This window comes from Reichenbachiella sp. (genome assembly GCF_039944555.1).
Lineage (GTDB): Bacteria > Bacteroidota > Bacteroidia > Cytophagales > Cyclobacteriaceae > Reichenbachiella.
In genome coordinates, this window is record NZ_JBDUYN010000007.1 from 610,263 (window position 1) to 627,130 (window position 16,868).

General features: G+C 38.9%; 11 protein-coding genes. 6 read left to right on the top strand and 5 right to left on the bottom strand.

Going from position 1 to position 16,868, the window contains the following annotated elements; translation table 11 throughout:
- The first annotated feature begins 13 nt into the window (after window positions 1-13).
- From ABJD64_RS11140 to ABJD64_RS11165, 6 genes are all read left to right on the top strand, one after another.
- Window positions 14-1,609 carry an ATP-binding cassette domain-containing protein gene (locus tag ABJD64_RS11140; RefSeq protein WP_348178720.1) on the top strand — a complete coding sequence of 532 codons (1,596 nt, stop codon included), beginning with the start codon at window positions 14-16 and terminating at the stop codon, window positions 1,607-1,609.
- Window positions 1,610-1,724: 115 nt separating this feature from the next.
- On the top strand, window positions 1,725-3,962 hold the full coding sequence (locus ABJD64_RS11145) for a DUF5916 domain-containing protein (RefSeq protein WP_348178722.1): 2,238 nt from the start codon (window positions 1,725-1,727) through the stop codon (window positions 3,960-3,962).
- 225 nt (window positions 3,963-4,187) lie between these two features.
- The gene (locus ABJD64_RS11150; protein WP_348178724.1) at window positions 4,188-6,164 is read left to right on the top strand and encodes an OmpA family protein; all 1,977 of its coding nucleotides are present in this window, start codon (window positions 4,188-4,190) and stop codon (window positions 6,162-6,164) included.
- A 164-nt stretch (window positions 6,165-6,328) separates the two neighbouring features.
- Window positions 6,329-7,189, top strand: a complete 861-nt coding sequence (locus tag ABJD64_RS11155) for a hypothetical protein (RefSeq protein ID WP_348178726.1) — start codon at window positions 6,329-6,331, stop codon at window positions 7,187-7,189.
- A gap of 121 nt (window positions 7,190-7,310) precedes the next feature.
- Window positions 7,311-8,162 carry a hypothetical protein gene (locus ABJD64_RS11160; RefSeq protein ID WP_348178728.1) on the top strand — a complete coding sequence of 284 codons (852 nt, stop codon included), beginning with the start codon at window positions 7,311-7,313 and terminating at the stop codon, window positions 8,160-8,162.
- An 89-nt stretch (window positions 8,163-8,251) separates the two neighbouring features.
- Window positions 8,252-9,085 carry a hypothetical protein gene (locus ABJD64_RS11165; RefSeq protein ID WP_348178730.1) on the top strand — a complete coding sequence of 278 codons (834 nt, stop codon included), beginning with the start codon at window positions 8,252-8,254 and terminating at the stop codon, window positions 9,083-9,085.
- A 17-nt stretch (window positions 9,086-9,102) separates the two neighbouring features.
- Here ABJD64_RS11165 and ABJD64_RS11170 read toward each other — a convergent pair whose 3' ends face one another.
- From ABJD64_RS11170 to ABJD64_RS11190, 5 genes are all read right to left on the bottom strand, one after another.
- The gene (locus tag ABJD64_RS11170; protein WP_348178732.1) at window positions 9,103-11,352 is read right to left on the bottom strand and encodes a tetratricopeptide repeat-containing sensor histidine kinase; all 2,250 of its coding nucleotides are present in this window, start codon (window positions 11,350-11,352) and stop codon (window positions 9,103-9,105) included.
- A gap of 38 nt (window positions 11,353-11,390) precedes the next feature.
- Complete coding sequence (locus ABJD64_RS11175; protein WP_348178734.1) at window positions 11,391-11,558, bottom strand: hypothetical protein; 168 nt, start codon at window positions 11,556-11,558, stop codon at window positions 11,391-11,393.
- Between the two features lie 43 nt (window positions 11,559-11,601).
- Window positions 11,602-13,410: a tetratricopeptide repeat-containing sensor histidine kinase gene (locus ABJD64_RS11180; RefSeq protein ID WP_348178735.1), complete on the bottom strand. Its 1,809-nt coding sequence runs from the start codon at window positions 13,408-13,410 to the stop codon at window positions 11,602-11,604.
- Between the two features lie 207 nt (window positions 13,411-13,617).
- A complete protein-coding gene (locus ABJD64_RS11185) occupies window positions 13,618-15,363 on the bottom strand; it encodes a DEAD/DEAH box helicase (protein ID WP_348178737.1) in 1,746 nt (581 codons plus the stop codon).
- An 87-nt stretch (window positions 15,364-15,450) separates the two neighbouring features.
- Window positions 15,451-16,593, bottom strand: coding sequence for a saccharopine dehydrogenase C-terminal domain-containing protein (locus ABJD64_RS11190; RefSeq protein WP_348178739.1), 1,143 nt, complete (start codon window positions 16,591-16,593; stop codon window positions 15,451-15,453).
- Between the last annotated feature and the right edge of the window lie 275 nt (window positions 16,594-16,868).

The following is a 16,868-nucleotide window of genomic DNA, read 5'->3' on the forward strand; positions in this document are numbered from 1 at the left end:
AAATTCTGCAGATATGATTTCAGTAAACAATATTTCGCTACAGTACGGAAAGAGGATTCTTTTCGACGAGGTCAACATCAAATTCACGCAAGGCAACTGCTATGGTGTGATTGGTGCCAATGGTGCCGGGAAGTCCACATTTTTGAAAATTCTCTCGGGAGAAATAGCTGCTAATTCTGGTCAGGTGGTTCTTGACCCGGGAAAAAGAATGGCTGTATTGAAACAGAATCACTTTGAATATGATGAAGAAACGGCCATACATACGGTTATGCGAGGACATCATGAATTGTGGGCCATCATGCAGGAAAAGGATGCACTATATGCTAAGGCCGACTTCTCCGAAGCAGATGGTATAAGAACTTCTGAACTTGAAGAGAGATTTGCTGAAATGGACGGTTGGAATGCTGAGCCAGACGCAGCAGCTCTTCTTAGTGGATTGGGCATTGTAGAATCTGATCATTACCGCTTGATGAAAGACCTAAACGGTAACCAAAAGGTGCGGGTACTTTTAGCTCAGGCATTATTTGGCAACCCGGATGTTTTGATTCTGGATGAGCCTACCAATGATTTGGATATTGCCACTATTTCTTGGTTGGAGGACTTTCTGTTGGAATTTAAAAATACCGTAATTGTCGTATCTCACGATAGGCACTTCCTGGATACAGTTTGTACTCATACGGCAGATATTGACTTCAGTGCGATCAATGTTTTCACCGGTAATTATAGTTTTTGGTATCAGTCAAGCCAATTGGCTTTAAACCAAAGGACATCTGCAAATAAAAAAGCTGAAGAAAAGAAAAAGGAACTTCAAGAGTTTATAGCGAGATTTAGCGCTAATGCTGCTAAGTCCAAACAAGCAACTTCAAGAAAAAAGTTACTGGAAAAGATTAACATCGAGGATATCAAACCTTCATCACGTAGGTACCCCGCTATTATTTTCAATCAAAACAGAAAGGCGGGAGATCAGATTCTGGAGGTAAAAGGCCTTTCAAAATCCGTAGATGGCAAACCTCTTTTCAGCAATCTGGACTTTTTCGTGAATAAAGGTGACAAAATTGCTTTCCTTAGCAAAGATAGTTTGGCTACCACAGCCCTATTCAAAATCATGAATGAAGAAATGACAGCAGATAGTGGTGAATACAAATTTGGCCAGACCATTACTAAAGCATATTTACCGAACGAAAACGAAGAGTACTTTAAAGAAAAACTCAACTTGATTGATTGGCTGAGACAATACTCTGATGGTGAGAAAGACGAAGTTTATATTCGTGGCTTTCTAGGCAAGATGCTTTTCTCAGGCGAAGAAACGTTCAAAATGTGCGATGTACTTTCAGGAGGAGAAAAGGTGCGATGCATGATTTCCAAAATGATGCTGGCAGGTGGTAATCTGCTAATATTGGATGAACCTACCAACCATTTGGATCTTGAATCTATCACAGCCTTCAACAATGCCTTGAAGGATTTCCCTGGTACTGTTATGTTTACCTCACATGATCATGAGTTTGTGCAGACTGTAGCCAACAGGGTCATCGAATTAAAGCCAGAGGGTTATGTGGACAGACTGTGCACATTCGATGAGTACATGAATGATATTGCAGTCTTGAATTAGATTTAATCATCGAATATCCGAACTCAAACAGGTAGAATTACCGTTTACCAGATTGTTACGATGAAATTCAGATACTCTGAGTTTCTTTGTATCATATGCGATTAAACGAATAAACTTGATAAAAAAACTACTTTTTTTAGCTCTTTTGGGATCGAGCGCTCAATCAGGTCTTGGCCAGGATCTGGTCTACAATATCGAAAAGATAAACACAACAATCAGAGTCGATGGCGTACTCGATGAACCCATTTGGCAGCAAGTTGACGTAGCCGGAGACTTCAACCAATACTTTCCGAATGACAGTTCTAAAGCGAATTCAAGAACTGAAATCAGGCTCATGTACGATGACCAGTTTTTGTACTTCTCGGCCAAGATGTACAATCAAGCTGAAGACAGAGATTACGTAGTTCCTTCTCTGAGACGTGATTTTAGAGGAAACCAAATTGATGGCATATCATTAATTTTTGATACTTTTCAAGATAAGACCAATGCTTTTCACTTTGGTGTAAATTCTTTTGGAGTCCAGAGAGAGGGACTCATTGCAGGTGGTTTCGGAGGCACTTCATGGTCCTGGGACAATAAATGGTATGCGGAAGCCAGACAATATCCAGGCTACTGGGTAGCGGAAGGCGCTATACCGTTCAAATCAATCCGCTTCAAGGAAGGTAAGGATCAGTGGAATGTAAACTTTTACAGACTAGACAGCGAAGCAGGTGAACGATCGACCTGGCAAAAAGTACCAAGAAACTATGATATAAAATCCCTGGCTTTTACCGGCATACTACAATGGGACCAACCGCTAAAGAAACCTGGGTCTAATATTTCTCTTATTCCATACACCGCCGCTGAAGTAACCAGAGATTATGAAGACGGTGAACAAAGCAAACCAGCTTCAAACATGAGCATTGGCGGAGATGCCAAAATCGCCATTGGGTCGGGATTGAATCTTGATTTGACAGTAAATCCGGATTTTTCGCAGGTGGAAGTAGATCGACAAGTAACCAACCTGGATAGGTTTGAACTATTCTTTCCTGAACGACGGCAATTTTTTCTTGAGAATGCAGACTTATTCGGCAATTTCGGCCACCCTTTTTATGCAAGAACCTTTTTTTCTCGCAGAATCGGAATTATCAATGACACGATCAATGATGTAACAAGACCAAATAAAATTCTATATGGTGCCAGACTTAGTGGTAAACTGGACAATAATTGGCGAATGGGCTTGCTCAATATGCAAACTGAAAGCATTAATGACATTAATCTTCCTGGGTTCAACTATTCCGTCGCTACACTGCAACGAAAAGTTTTTGCACGTTCTAATGCCGGAGTTATCTTTTCCAATAAGCAAAGTTTTGATGCCCAAAACGACAATCCAGATTTTGACCCAGACCATTTTAACCGAGTACTTGGCTTTGATTACAATCTGGCTTCGGCAGACAATAAATGGATTGGCAAAGCCATGTATCAGCGGTCCTGGGACAGTAGTGACAGCGATTCTGAAGAATATGCTCATATGGCCTGGCTTGCCTATCGCGGCAGAAACTGGAGACTTGAATGGGCACACACCTTAGTAGGTGAAAATTTTAATGCTGAAATAGGATTTGTGCCAAGAAATGGCTTATTCAGAATTGAGAATACCCTGGCTAGAAACTTCTACCCAAAACGAGGCCCTGTCAATTTTCATGAAATACAAGTAGTTCTTGAGACCTTGTGGGGGGATACGGAATCTACCAATCAAACTGTAAAATCTGATCAACTGGTAGCCATAGATGAAAATATTCAATTCCAAAACACATCACGGCTCAGGGCGTCATTGAAACGAAGATATACTTACCTTTTTGACACCTTTGACCCCACTAATACCGAAGGACAAGAACTACCAGCAGATAGCGACTACACCTATCATTTACTATGGATGAGATATGATTCCGATCAAAGAAGAACACTCACTTACTCTATTGTTGGACAGGTTGGTGAATACTTTAATGGAAACAGATACAGAATTGGAGGAGATATCAGCTACAGGATACAGCCATTCGCTGCTTTCAACATTAACCTTAACTACAATAGGCTCTCGATGCCAGAACCATATACGAGCGCCGACCTGATACTGATAGGATCGAGAATAGATTTCACAATGACTAAAAAACTGTTTCTTACCTCCTTTCTTCAATACAATACACAAGCAGAAAACTTCAATATCAACACGCGTATACAATGGCGATTTAAGCCCGCCTCCGATCTATTCATTGTCTATACAGACAACTATGCTACAATGGATATGAATCAAGAGTTCGGTTTGCAAGAAAAGAATCGAGCACTTGTACTTAAACTCACGTATTGGCTGAATTTGTAGTTTTAAATTAGATTAACCAATTCTGTATTTTGCACTGATAGTCAGTGTTTAATGATTTTATTGCCACTTTTCCTACGAGACCACCTTCCGGCCATATCGCTGCAGTAAGAAATTCTCTTAAACTGCATACTGTATTTTCTTAATTCCTTCCGTTCCCTTTTATTATGCATACATACCTTATTGAATTTACATAGGTTTGTATGCTTCAATGACAATTGCAATTGTATGAAAAGGTATTTTTTGATTTTATTGGTCCTATACGCCTTACCCTCCTTAGGCAACAAGGACAATGATAAAAAGCTCAGTAAAAAGAAGTTAATAGAACAGGCCGATTACTACTTCTTTCGAGAAGATTTTCCGAAGGCCCTTGACCTCTACAATCAACTTCTGCACGATTATCCCAAAAACCATTACGTGCAATATCACGCCTTTGTCGCATTCCACCTTTCATCTGGCCGTGGTACCGAAATGACTGCCCTAAAGGAATATGAAGCCAACGAAGGAGTAACAGATAAATTCTATAACTACTGGTTGGGTCGAATACATTACAGCAGGTATGAATTTGAACTGGCTGAAAAACACTTTCAGGCTTTTTTGGACATGGACATATATCGAACCCATGAAATAAAAAAAGAATCGGAGGATTTACTCAATCAGGCCCAAAGAGCAGTTGCCTTCCATAATAACACCAATGAGTTCGAAATAGAACAACTACCCGCACCTATCAACTCAGCATATTCGGACATATCACCAGCTTTCTACTCAGGTCACAACGAATTGTTGTTTGTTTCGTCCCGATCACAAAGTACTGATTCGAGTCAATTTAAGGTATTTCATAGCTTCAAAGCGAATGATAAGTTCAGTGCCCCAAAATCTATCACCAATTTAGGTTCATTTGAAAAGAGTAACGCAAAAATTGAAATTGTAAATAACGATGGTCGCCTGTTTGTATACAAAAATGAAAATGGCGGAGATCTATACTTCTCAGAGCCAAAGTATCAGGGATGGAGCGATCTGCAGAAATTCAATGCCCCGCTTCACTCTCAGACCATTGGATCGCACTTCTTTATCAATGACTCTGAAACCATAATATATTATGCCGGAAAAGGTAATAATGATAATCTTGATATTTACCAATCCACTCTGGACATAAGTACAAACACATGGTCTGCTCCTATGCCGGTAGCTGGAGCAATCAATTCCAGGTACAATGATGACAATCCCTTTCTTTCGCATGACGGCAGGACGCTATATTTTAGCTCTGACCGGCCTGAATCCATTGGCGGATATGACGTATTTAAATCTCAATTAGACCCATCCACCGGTAAATGGAGCCGTCCGATTAATGTTGGGTTTCCCATTAACACTATTGATGACGAAATCAATTTTCAGTTAAATGAGGATAACATTTCCGGTTTTTTTAGTTCGAACCGATTGCATGGCAAAGGAGAATTTGATATTTACTACTTTCATAAACAAGGCAAGGTATTAGCCTCAGGCAAGGTGTATGATCAGCAAACGGGTGAAATTTTACCTCAGGCAAAATTATCCTTTCATCCAATCAAATATCAGGACGAGGTTTTCAACGTAATGACAGATAATTTTGGTAGTTATCAAGTTGAAATTTTTGAGGAAGAAAATTTTATTGTCGAGGTATTCCTGGAAAATCAAAGACTCGCCACCACTCAGATTCAATCTTCTCACGACGAGCATAGAAAGTCCTTTGAAAGGAACTTTCACGTTTCGGTACCGGATGAAATTGCACCTGAGACTGACTTCGCCACCCTCTATCAAGGGCAAAGTACTTCTGCCGAAAAATATGAGAAGTTAGAACTGATAGGCAACAAATTTCGATCAGGTGAGAAGGCGATAGTTAATAATATGTACTTTGATTTGCATGCAACAACAATTCAAAACGAGTCTTACCCCGCATTGGAAAAGATAAAAACTGTAATGGAAAATAATACCCATTTAGTAGTTGAAATTGGTGGGCACACCTGTAACATTGGCTCCCATGAAACGAATATGAGCGTTTCATTGGCAAGAGCAGAAAGTGTAAGGTCATACCTTGTAACGAATGGCATCTCTGCCAATCGTTTAATTGCGAAAGGCTACGGAGAAACTCGGCCACTGGCTTCTAATGATGATGAAGAGGACGGCAGAGAGCTAAACAGGCGTATTGAAATTAGAGTAATTCAATAAATTTAGTCTAATATCCTAGGAAATTCTCCTACGAATGGTACGTGTAAACCCGTAAATTTCAGCCATTTACATCCAATTTAATTGTTATCCGCAATTATAATTCAAAACTTTGCTCCTTAAATGAATCAGTGGTTCAACGATTCATTTAATTAAACACCATAGCAATGAGAAAAAGCACTTTCATATTTTTGACCTTGGCCTTAGTTATACTGAGTGAACTTTCGACATATGGTCAAACTCAAAATTATAAAAAAGGATTAGACGCCATTCAAGCCAATCGCTACCATGAGGCCATGGTGTGTTTTACTAAAGTCGTGGCGGATGAGAAATTTGAAATTAGTGGTAAAGAACTGTCGATGGCCTATGCCTATCTTGCTGTTATCCGTACTGCATATCTGAAAAAAAACCTCCAACAGTTCGACTTTAATAGCATTAATCGAAATCAGGGGCAAATTCAACTAACCATTCAGGAAATGGTTCGCGCTGTTAAATTTCAGGATAATGCGTCAAAAAACATCATTAAAAACTCAAAAGCCACACTTGTTGAAATATCATCTAAATCTCTTCAGGTGATAGGAGACTCCCTATTGACTTTTGACGAAAACAACCCCAATGAGGGCTCAAATTACTTAGCCAGTTTTGCCATCAACCAGTTTGGCGAATTATCACAAATGGTGTTAAACGACTGGCAACTACACGACATTCTAGGGCTAGCCCACTATCATTTGGGTGATAGGGAAAGTGCCATGGATGAGTTTAAAAAGGCCAGAGCACAGTTTGCCGTATTAGAAGTGCAACCCAATAGTCAACTACATCTACGCAATTACATATTGAGCGGCAATTACTTTTTCAAAGAAAAAAACAACATGAAGGAAGCCTATCAAATTTCCAATGAAGGAAGCACATATACCTCTGTTTTGATCAATGAACTAGATGATAATCAAATGACAGACATTCTTAAATTAAATAAAATTGAGAATCGTTTTCGTCAATACATGGCTCGAATAGATGAGAGCGGTGAATAAACTCCTCATTTTCATCAATTTCTGACTTTCGGAATATGACAACTTGCAATTTTATAGTAAATTATAAACAGCGAATGTCAACCATCCTTTCCGTTACTATTCACAACGAATCAGAAAAGGTATGTCTCACATTATCAATTACGTAAAACTACTCACACTGTTAGTTTTTATATCGCATCAATCTTTCGGTCAGGAAAACAATTACGATCTCGGATCAAAGGCATTTGATGACAAACAATATCAAGACGCCATTTCGTATTTGACTAAGGCGGTGACATTAGATAAGTACGAAATAAGTGGAAAAGAACTATCGATGGCCTATACGTATTTGGCCATCATTAGAACTGCACATTTAGAAAAGAGTTTTGGAAGTTTTCAGGTTAGTGAGATTCTAAATAATCATGGAAACATTAAGTTGGCAATTGACGAGATGTCTAATGCTTTGCATTTTCAAAATAGCAGCTCCAAGTCGCTGATGAATAAAACTGCCGAAAAACTGGCTGAAATATCAATTAAAGCAGCTACTTCAATTGTGGATACGCTTGCTACTCTCAACACTGTTAATTCAGAAGAACAGATCAATGAGGTAGCTCATTTCATCATTTACGAATTTGAACGCCTTGAGCAAATTTCCGGAGAAAACTGGAAACTGGAAGATGCATTAGGGATTGCACATTATTATATCAACGAAAAAGATGTGGCCATGCGCAAATTCAACATGGCAAGAGAGCTATTTTCAACGCTGGAGAAAAAGGAAGCCAGTTCTCTGCATGTATTAAATTATATGATGAGTTGTGAGTATTTATTTAATGAACAAAAGGACATAAATACGCTCAATCAAATTTTAGACGAAGGTATCACCTACATAGAACTCATGTTATCACAATATGATGAGGGCGAACTGGATGGAATCAAGGAACTAACCAAGAAGGAGAACCGTCTTCAATTACTAAAATCAAAATTAAAAAAATAGGTGTAAATCAAATGACCATATGCATTTCTAATAGAAACCAGATAATTCAATAACAAAACAAGATAAATTTAAAATCGTATCAACCAGGGATGAAAATTCTAATAAAAATCAGCTTAATAGTTTCCTTTTGGGGAATAGCACATACTAACCTTTTACTTGCACAAAATGATCATTTCGAAAACGGAATGAACGCCTATGAAAAACAGGACTATGAAACAGCCCTAACTAGCTTTACTGCTGCTCTCGATGACAAGTATTTAATGAAAGGAAAAGATGTACCCAGGGCATATAATTTTCGAGCGAAGACGGTAGCTGAGTATTTTGATCTCATGTTGAAGAATAAAAACTCTACTTTTATTTCCGACAACCCGAATATCCTGATTAACGCTTTTGAGGACCTCGATCAAGCCATTCGGTTTGATGACGGAAAATGCAATGAATTAATTGCTGACACAAAGGGACAACTACTCAATGTTACGTTTCAGTTCGGTAAGACCATTGCAGATTCTCTAAGAGTAGATCGCGGCTCTAATGACCCCAAGACAGATAGTCTTATCCTTTTGGTTATCGATGAACTTTTAATTTTGAAAGAACTCAGTGCAGAATCGTATGAAATCAACGATTTACTTGGATTGCTGCAGTACAAGGAAGGTAATAGTTCTGAGGCTATATCCTATTTTGAAGAATCAGAGAGAGTTTATCAGCAAAATCCTCCAACAACTTCTGATTTCAATCATGTGTATAATTATTACTATAGCGCACTAATCCATTATCTGGAATTGCATGATTTTGACCAAGCGTTAGATGATGTGAAAAAAGCTAGGAAATTTATAGGAGCCAACTTTAGCGGTAATGAAGAAGCGCAATTTTTTGATGCCAAGCTTGAAGCATTGGAATTTCAAGTCAAGTTGCTCAAAAATTAACTTATTGGGGCTTTTAGCTAAGCTAATTCAGTCTCTACTGCTGTATTGAATCTTACTATAAAGCTCGTTCCTTTACCCAATTCGCTTTCGCAACTTATTTCAGCTTCCATGGCGTCTACAAACTTTTTGACAATTGACAGGCCGAGTCCTGTGGATCTCTCGTTGTCTGTTGGCTTTGCACTTAATTTTTGAAATTTATTGAATAAGCGCTTCTGATCTTCTTCGCTAATACCTGGTCCTTCATCACGAACGATCATAGTCTCACTTCCGTCCTCCTGAAAGATGTTTAAGAAAATACTTTTACCAGGTTCTGAAAACTTAATAGCATTTGACAGTAAATTTTCTATAACCTGCAACAGGTAGTTGTAATCTGCAAAAATAATATGCCTGTTTATGTCCAGTTCACTATGAATTCTGATTGATTTTTTACTCGCCAAAAGTTCAAAGTTGCCCGCCACAAAATTTATGGTTTGTCCCAAATCAACCTTTTTCAAATTGAGATTAACCTTCATATCTTCCACCACACTCACATCAAGTACGCGATCAATCATGTCACGCATTCGTTCCATAGTATCATCTACCAAGTGAAAATAATGACTCTGTTCCGGGGACAAGGCAGAGTTTTCCATTTTGACCAAGGACATGAGCCCTTTGATATTATTGAGAGGACTCCTTAAATCATGCGCGACAACACCCATCAGCGTATTCTTTTCTTCGTTAAGTGCAGTTAGCTTTTTATTATGATTCTGAACCAAGTAATACGATCTGCCTAATGTAGCAGCTAATAGAGTGGTCAGTACCAGTACTACTAATATGCTGTTCTGATAGCTCTCCTTTTGCCTTAATTCATCATTTAGTCGCATTTCGTCAGCCATCTTCTTATATTCAAGTGATTCTATTTCCCTCCTAAAATCATATTCGGCCGTCATTCGAGCGATTCGCTCTGTGGACTCAGCATTGAAAAGAGAATCTTTCAGATTACTAAACATGATCTGGTATTTGAGAGCATTTTCCAAATCGTTCGTCTTGTTATAAAAATTAAACAACTCCTTAGCCGTTTCCTTCATTTCTAACCCATAATTTGACTTGCCTCCTAGCTCTAAAGACTTAAGTAAGTGACGCTCTGCCTCTTTTCGTTTCCCCATTTTATGGGCAAGAAGGCCCATGTTTCGATAAATACTAGTCTGGCTACCTAATATCTCACACTTTTTGGCCCAAGTCAAAGCCTCCTGATAGTAATAAGTAGCTGAATCATAATCTTTCTTCCATACCATTACTTCACCCAGTCCCTCACAGGTATAAGCTAAATCACATTTCTGGTTAGACTCCGCTTGAATTTCATGAGCTCTTCTGAGCTGATTGTACGCCTTGAGCGTATCCCCTTCCTCTGTATAAACAATTGAAATATTATTAAGCAGCATGGCCTCTTCTATTTTCAAATCGTTGATTCTAGCTGTTTCTAATCCCTTGGCGAAATAGTCCTTCGCCTCCTTAAGCTTTCCTAATTCATGATAAATCGTCCCTAAATTATTCGCAAGAATTATCCTACCATTTTGAATATCAAACTCTTCAATGATCTCATAGGCCTTTATGTAATACTCTAAGGCCTTGGCATAGAGTCCCATTTCATCATAAACGATGCCCAGACTATTTAAGCTCAACCAAGCGCTATCTCTTTTTTCATGTGAATCAAAATAGTCATTTGCACGCTCCAAATACGTCAGTGCCACTTTATTATTCCCTCTAACATTCTCCATGTTGCCCAAATGAAGATTATAGATGGCATTACCAACCTTGTCTCCACTTGAGTCTGAAATTTCAATGGCTTCTCTATAATACAATTCGGCAGAATCAAGTAGGTGTTGATTTTCAAATAGAGAAGCCAGGTAAAACTTGCTTTTTGCGTCAAGTTTGGCTTGATTCAAATTCTTAAAAATTCGTATTGACTCCGTAAGGTTTATTTTCGCCGAATCAAATTGCTGCAAACTTGCTTGCCAGCGACCCAACTGTTGGACACATTTAGCTTGGAGTAAAGGATCATCAAGATTATTTGATATGGCCAGTGCCCTCTTAGCATAAACTAGCGACTTATCAGCCTTGTTTACAAGGTTAGAGGTTCTTAAAAGAATTGCTACTTTATCGCGATCATCACTTGATTTCTCAAGTTCAGTCAATAAACTATCTTCTTCAGTCTGACCACACACCTGAAGATTACATAGCATTAAAAGAAATGCCAATAAACAAACTGCCCTAATACCGTTTATCATTTATCAAATTTGCTCCTGAAAAGCGTCCGAAAGAGAGCTTACTTTTTCTTCTTTCCTCTGCTTTTCGTCCAATCCAATACACTCTCATCGAACTCTTCAGCCACATTTCTATCAAGTCCGCCAATTTTGGTAGGATCTACATTGGTGATTTCGTTCTCATCGAGGTTCTCCAAAGGATTGTCAATTTTCTCTACTTTTTTACTCATATTAATAAATTTCGTACAAAACGCATATTTGTTAATTTAGGTATCAAATACCTAGATATTCTTTTTTCATATTTTCAATGATTGGTAGTAATATAACAAACTTGGTTCCCTTATTTGGTTCACTTACCAAGCTAACTTCTCCCTCTAGCTTCTCTACAGCTGACTTTAGTATGAACATACCCAAGCCTGAACCTTGCACTTCGTCATTTGCCCTATAAAACATTTCAAATACCTTACTATGGTATTTTTCGTCTATGCCTATGCCATTGTCCTCTACAATAACACACATATAATCTTCCGCCGTTTGCTTTATCTGTATTTTAACAAAAGGATCACCAATGTTCTGGCGTGAATATTTGATGCTGTTTTCAATCAAATTCTGAATTATGGTATTCATCAGGCTCCTATCTGATTGAATCTTTAGATCTTTATCTAAATCTATTTCAAAATTAATCTTGTCGAAACCTGGCAGGTAACTAAACGATTCAATACAATCAGCCACCATTTCATCAAAATTTATTACTGTCTTGGACAGCTGCCAGTCTTTAACTTTAGACAACTCCAACAGATCAATGATGGTCTGGTTAATTCTTGTGATCCTGTGATGATAAAGCTCAAAATATTTAAGCGCCTCTGGATCATTAACTTCAGATTTGACCACTTCATACAAGCCCATAAGTGATGAAATCGGTCCTCTAAGATCATGTGAGACTCGTGACGAGAATTTATCTAGTTCTTCATTCTTTTTCTTAACTACAACATTATTTTCACGTTGTATCCTTGCTTCCGATTCTAAAGACTCCATTTTCCACATGGATTCGAGACTTTTAATTTTACTTTTGGTTTCAGAATTAATCATGCGCTCCTTATAATCATGGTATTTGATATGATAAGCAAGTGCCTGAGATTCTTCCCCTTCAGTCATCGCAATATTGAATAGCTGGAAATAAGCTTTATATATTATCTGTTGGTTATCTATGGTCTCTCCTACCTCTATCGCTTCATTAAAGTACTTTTTGGCTTGTTCAAAATCGTTAGTTTCAAAACATATTTGTCCTAACTTATTTAAACTCATGCCACAACCCATTTTATCACCTACCTCGCGATGAATTTTTAGGCCTCTTGAGAAAAATTCTCTAGCATCATTATACTCCTTAAGATGAAGATGAATTTTCCCCTTTCCGTACCATGCAAATGCAAGACCTCGTTTGTCTCCAGTCTCCTTTTTCAGGCTAATACTAGTATTAATCGACTCTAATGCATTTTTGTAATCGCCCCTTTTTAGATACAAACCAGAAAGAGGATTACAGGCATTTGACTCTCCATTTTTATCATTATTGAGATGACTTAGCTCTCTGCACCTCTCATAGGTCTCGAGCGCCTTGTCCAACTCATTAAAGGCTTCATAGATGTAACCAATGGCCTTCAGTGACTTAGATTGACCCCTGATGTCTTCAATCTCCTTTTGAATTCGGAGGCACTCATATAGGTGCTCCAACCCTTGATGATATTTAGTGGATTTGTATTCTGTACTGCCAATAGTGTAAAGTGCTTCTGCAATTCCTTGTTTATCACCTTGTTCAGTAAAAGACTTGAGTGCCAGCTGCGAGTGCTCAAGAGCAGTTTCATGATCTCCCATAATCATATAAAAAAGGCCAAGTTGAGCAGAGCATTTGGCTAAACCTTTGGCGTACTTAAGTGCCTCACACTTAGCCTGAGCCTGTAGGGTTAGGTCAATAGCATCCTTTACGCTACTAACACGCGAATCCATCGCATATTGCAGCATAGAGTCAATGCCAGTAGTTTGAGCCTCATTGATGAGGGATGGCTCTTTTTGAGTATTGGGTTGCATTATTTTAAAATTTGGAAGACAGTCTTCAGCAATTTTTAATAAAATAATACAGACGGAGTTTAAATATACATGTTTAAACTCATCCTATCAAATAGTATTTGAAATAAATATTGAAATATTTCAAGAGAATATTCCAATTATTCAATTTACATCAAATTAAACCGTTGTATGCAACAAGATAATCAATTTTTTGTGTACCTGGGGCTCCTAACGTCGACGTCCGCCTCCGGATCTGCCTGACCGTCCTCCACTGCCAGATCTACCTGAACCACCACCTGAAGGTCTTCCTCCAGAGCTTCGACGCTTGCGATCCTGATACCCCCTTTGTTGGGAACGTGGAGACCGTGGAGGTGAATCATCTTTATTGACTCGAATTTCACGACCTTCAAATTCATATCCCTTGAATTTGTCCATGACACCGGATACAGCATCTTTTTCCACTTCAAAGTAGGCCCTCTTCTGCTGAATTTCAATTTTCCCGATCTGTGATTTTTTTGCGCCAGATATATCGCAAATCATGTGCAACAATTCTGCATTGGACACATCATCGATCTTACCCAGATTAATAAATAGACGTGCATGTTTTCTGGAATTGTCAGATCGATCTCTGCCCTCTTTAGATCTACTATTTTCTGTTTGATTAAGGTCTCCGCTATTAGAAATACTTACTTTAGACAACTCTTTAGCTAAGAGCTTATCAACCAAATTCTCCTTAGAAATATTAGCAAACATTTCTTGAGCCTGCTGTCTTAGATCTGCGGGGAGTTCTCCTTTTATTTCATAGTCAGCAATGAGCTTCAATGAATTATCCATCCGAGAAGACATCACTTCATCGGCGGTAGGGATCAGTTCTTTTTCAAACTTTATCTTCAGTCGTCTTTCGATTTCTCCTATCCTTCGAACCTCTCCTTTACTGACCAAAGCAATTGAGATACCCTTTTTACCAGCTCTTGCTGTTCTACCACTTCTATGCGTATAGAACTCCAATTCATCCGGCAATCTATGATGAATAACGTGTGTAACATCATTAACGTCGATTCCTCTTGCCGCTACATCTGTAGCTACTAACATGGATAAAGTGCGGTCTTTGAATTTACGCATCACCGAATCCCTCTGTTTTTGAGTCAAATCGCCATGTAACGCCTCAGCTCGGTAGCCTGCACGTCCAATATCGTCGGCCAAATTCTGTGTATCAATTTTGGTTCTACAAAACATCACACCATAAAAGTTCGGATTTACGTCCAGTACCCTCTTTATAGCCTCAAGCTTATCACTCATTTTAACCACCAGATACTGATGAGAGATGTTTTTATTTACCTCTACCCCACTTTTCACCGATACCTCTTTAGGATCGTTCATGTAGGTGTTTACAATATTTTTGATAGCAGCAGGCATAGTGGCTGAGAATAGCCACGTCGTTTTATCAGCTGGGGTATCAGCTAAAATTTTATTCAGCTCTTCCTTGAATCCCATATTCAACATCTCATCCGCCTCATCAAGCACCACGTAGTTTAGTGCATTCAGATTGACTACTTTGCGTTGAATCAAATCGACCAAACGACCTGGAGTGGCAACAATAATTTGAGGTTTGGCCTTTAAAGCCTTGATCTGATTGGTAATAGCTGCTCCTCCGAATACTACTTCGATTTTTAGCTTTGGCCTGTATTTAGCAAAAGTGTTTAATCCTTCTGCAATTTGCTGCGCTAATTCACGTGTAGGGGCCAAGATTATGGCCTGACAGGTTTTGGACTCTTCTTCTACTACTTGAAGTAGTGGTAATCCAAACGCTGCTGTCTTTCCAGTCCCTGTTTGAGCCAATCCAATAAAATCCTGCATCGAATCCAAAAGTATCGGAATGGCCTCCTGCTGAATCTGTGTAGGTTTAACAATGCTTAAATCATTAAGAGCATCGACCAACCGTGGTTCAAGCCCGAGTTCTGAAAAAGTATTCAATCTGAAAGTCTTATGATAAGCTGCAAAGTTAGCCAATTAATAGCCCTACCCTATTAATTGGCTATAAGATTCTCTGTATATGCAGAATTATCCGAGAAAAGTCTCCTTGCGGTAAACCACCCCCCGGTCGTTTAGGTAGCTTAGGATAAATTCGAAACATCCATCATGATTGCTAACCAGTTCAGGAGGAAAGACTCCCTTTTCTGTAAACATCTTATTTAAAATTAAATTGACAGCGGCAGTAGCCGTATAGCCAGTAGTGCGCGCCATTGATGAGGTTCGCGTCTTTGTAGCAAACTCATCATGCAGATGATAAACGATAGTTTCTTTATTACCTGATTCATTGACTCCCGATACTGTGATTCGCATAACGGTAATCTCCTCTTCTGATTCACCAAGCTTCCATTCATTGAACAGAATTTTTGAAGTAAAATCTAGCGGACTAACATACTGTTCGTCTTCAATTTGTATTGGGTTGCTATCAAAAAAACCGCTGGATTTCAAAACTTGGATGTACTCAACATGGCCTGGATAACGCAGGGTTTTTTCAATCATATTCGGGATATGTCCCATGGTAAAAAGTAAGGAGCGAAGGCCATCTGAGTTGAAAGACTCTAAAGTACCTACTCCATCAAATTCTTCCTGCGCTACATCAGAAAGAGCTGGTTTAGTAACTATATGTCCATTTTCAACATATCTCGCTGGGCGGGTATACTCTTCAATCACATCCACTGGGGAAAAAGGTGCCTTATAAGCAAATGGCCACTTTTTAACCTTGGGCAAACCACCAACAAGGCACTCAAAGGCTTCAATTTTCATGGCTTCATTATGATAACCTAAAACGAGATTGCTCATGCCTGGAGCAACTCCACAATCAACGATGGCGGTTACTTCCATAGCTTGAGCCAATTCAGTAAGGGTAAGTGCGTCTTCGGGAAAAAAGGAAATGTCAACTACATTTTTCTTTGCTTCAATAATATATTTCAGCGTTTGGTAACCCAAAAAACCAGGAACAGCGCATACGACTAAACTGAATGGTGAAATAGCACTTTTCAGATCGGATTCATTAGTTACATCCAGCTGAATAATTTCGATCTCTGATGATTTAGATTTTAGGTTATCTAGTGTGGATGGGTTGAAGTCCGCGACAGTGACTTTATGATTTTGAGCTAAGTCGATGGCCATGGCACTACCTACCATACCACCGCCTAATACGATGATTTCGTTCATGATTCAATGTTTTCTCCAAGGATTAATTTTGATCGCTGCGCCACGATTCTGGTGACATATAACTGAGCAACAGCGAAGTTATGAAAGTGAATTCCTGAAGCCAATCAGGAGAGTATTGCGTGACAAAGCTACAATCCAGGGATGATTACCCAGGGCATTTGATTGGAATTGCGAATGATAAATATTCTCGGCATTGCACGAAAGTAAACACACAAGAACAAAATATTGGCATGAAGTCACAAAAAAAGCCATGCAATTCGCATGGCCGCCTACCT

What these genes read in the sequence shown, in the direction of transcription:
- ABJD64_RS11140 (WP_348178720.1), top strand. Translation starts at nt 14, where the DNA reads ATGATTTCAGTAAACAATATTTCGCTACAGTACGGAAAGAGGATTCTT.
- ABJD64_RS11150 (WP_348178724.1), top strand. Translation starts at nt 4,188, where the DNA reads ATGAAAAGGTATTTTTTGATTTTATTGGTCCTATACGCCTTACCCTCC.
- ABJD64_RS11155 (WP_348178726.1), top strand. Translation starts at nt 6,329, where the DNA reads ATGAGAAAAAGCACTTTCATATTTTTGACCTTGGCCTTAGTTATACTG.
- ABJD64_RS11160 (WP_348178728.1), top strand. Translation starts at nt 7,311, where the DNA reads ATGTCTCACATTATCAATTACGTAAAACTACTCACACTGTTAGTTTTT.
- ABJD64_RS11165 (WP_348178730.1), top strand. Translation starts at nt 8,252, where the DNA reads ATGAAAATTCTAATAAAAATCAGCTTAATAGTTTCCTTTTGGGGAATA.
- ABJD64_RS11170 (WP_348178732.1), bottom strand. Translation starts at nt 11,352, where the DNA reads ATGATAAACGGTATTAGGGCAGTTTGTTTATTGGCATTTCTTTTAATG.
- ABJD64_RS11175 (WP_348178734.1), bottom strand. Translation starts at nt 11,558, where the DNA reads ATGAGTAAAAAAGTAGAGAAAATTGACAATCCTTTGGAGAACCTCGAT.
- ABJD64_RS11180 (WP_348178735.1), bottom strand. Translation starts at nt 13,410, where the DNA reads ATGCAACCCAATACTCAAAAAGAGCCATCCCTCATCAATGAGGCTCAA.
- ABJD64_RS11190 (WP_348178739.1), bottom strand. Translation starts at nt 16,593, where the DNA reads ATGAACGAAATCATCGTATTAGGCGGTGGTATGGTAGGTAGTGCCATG.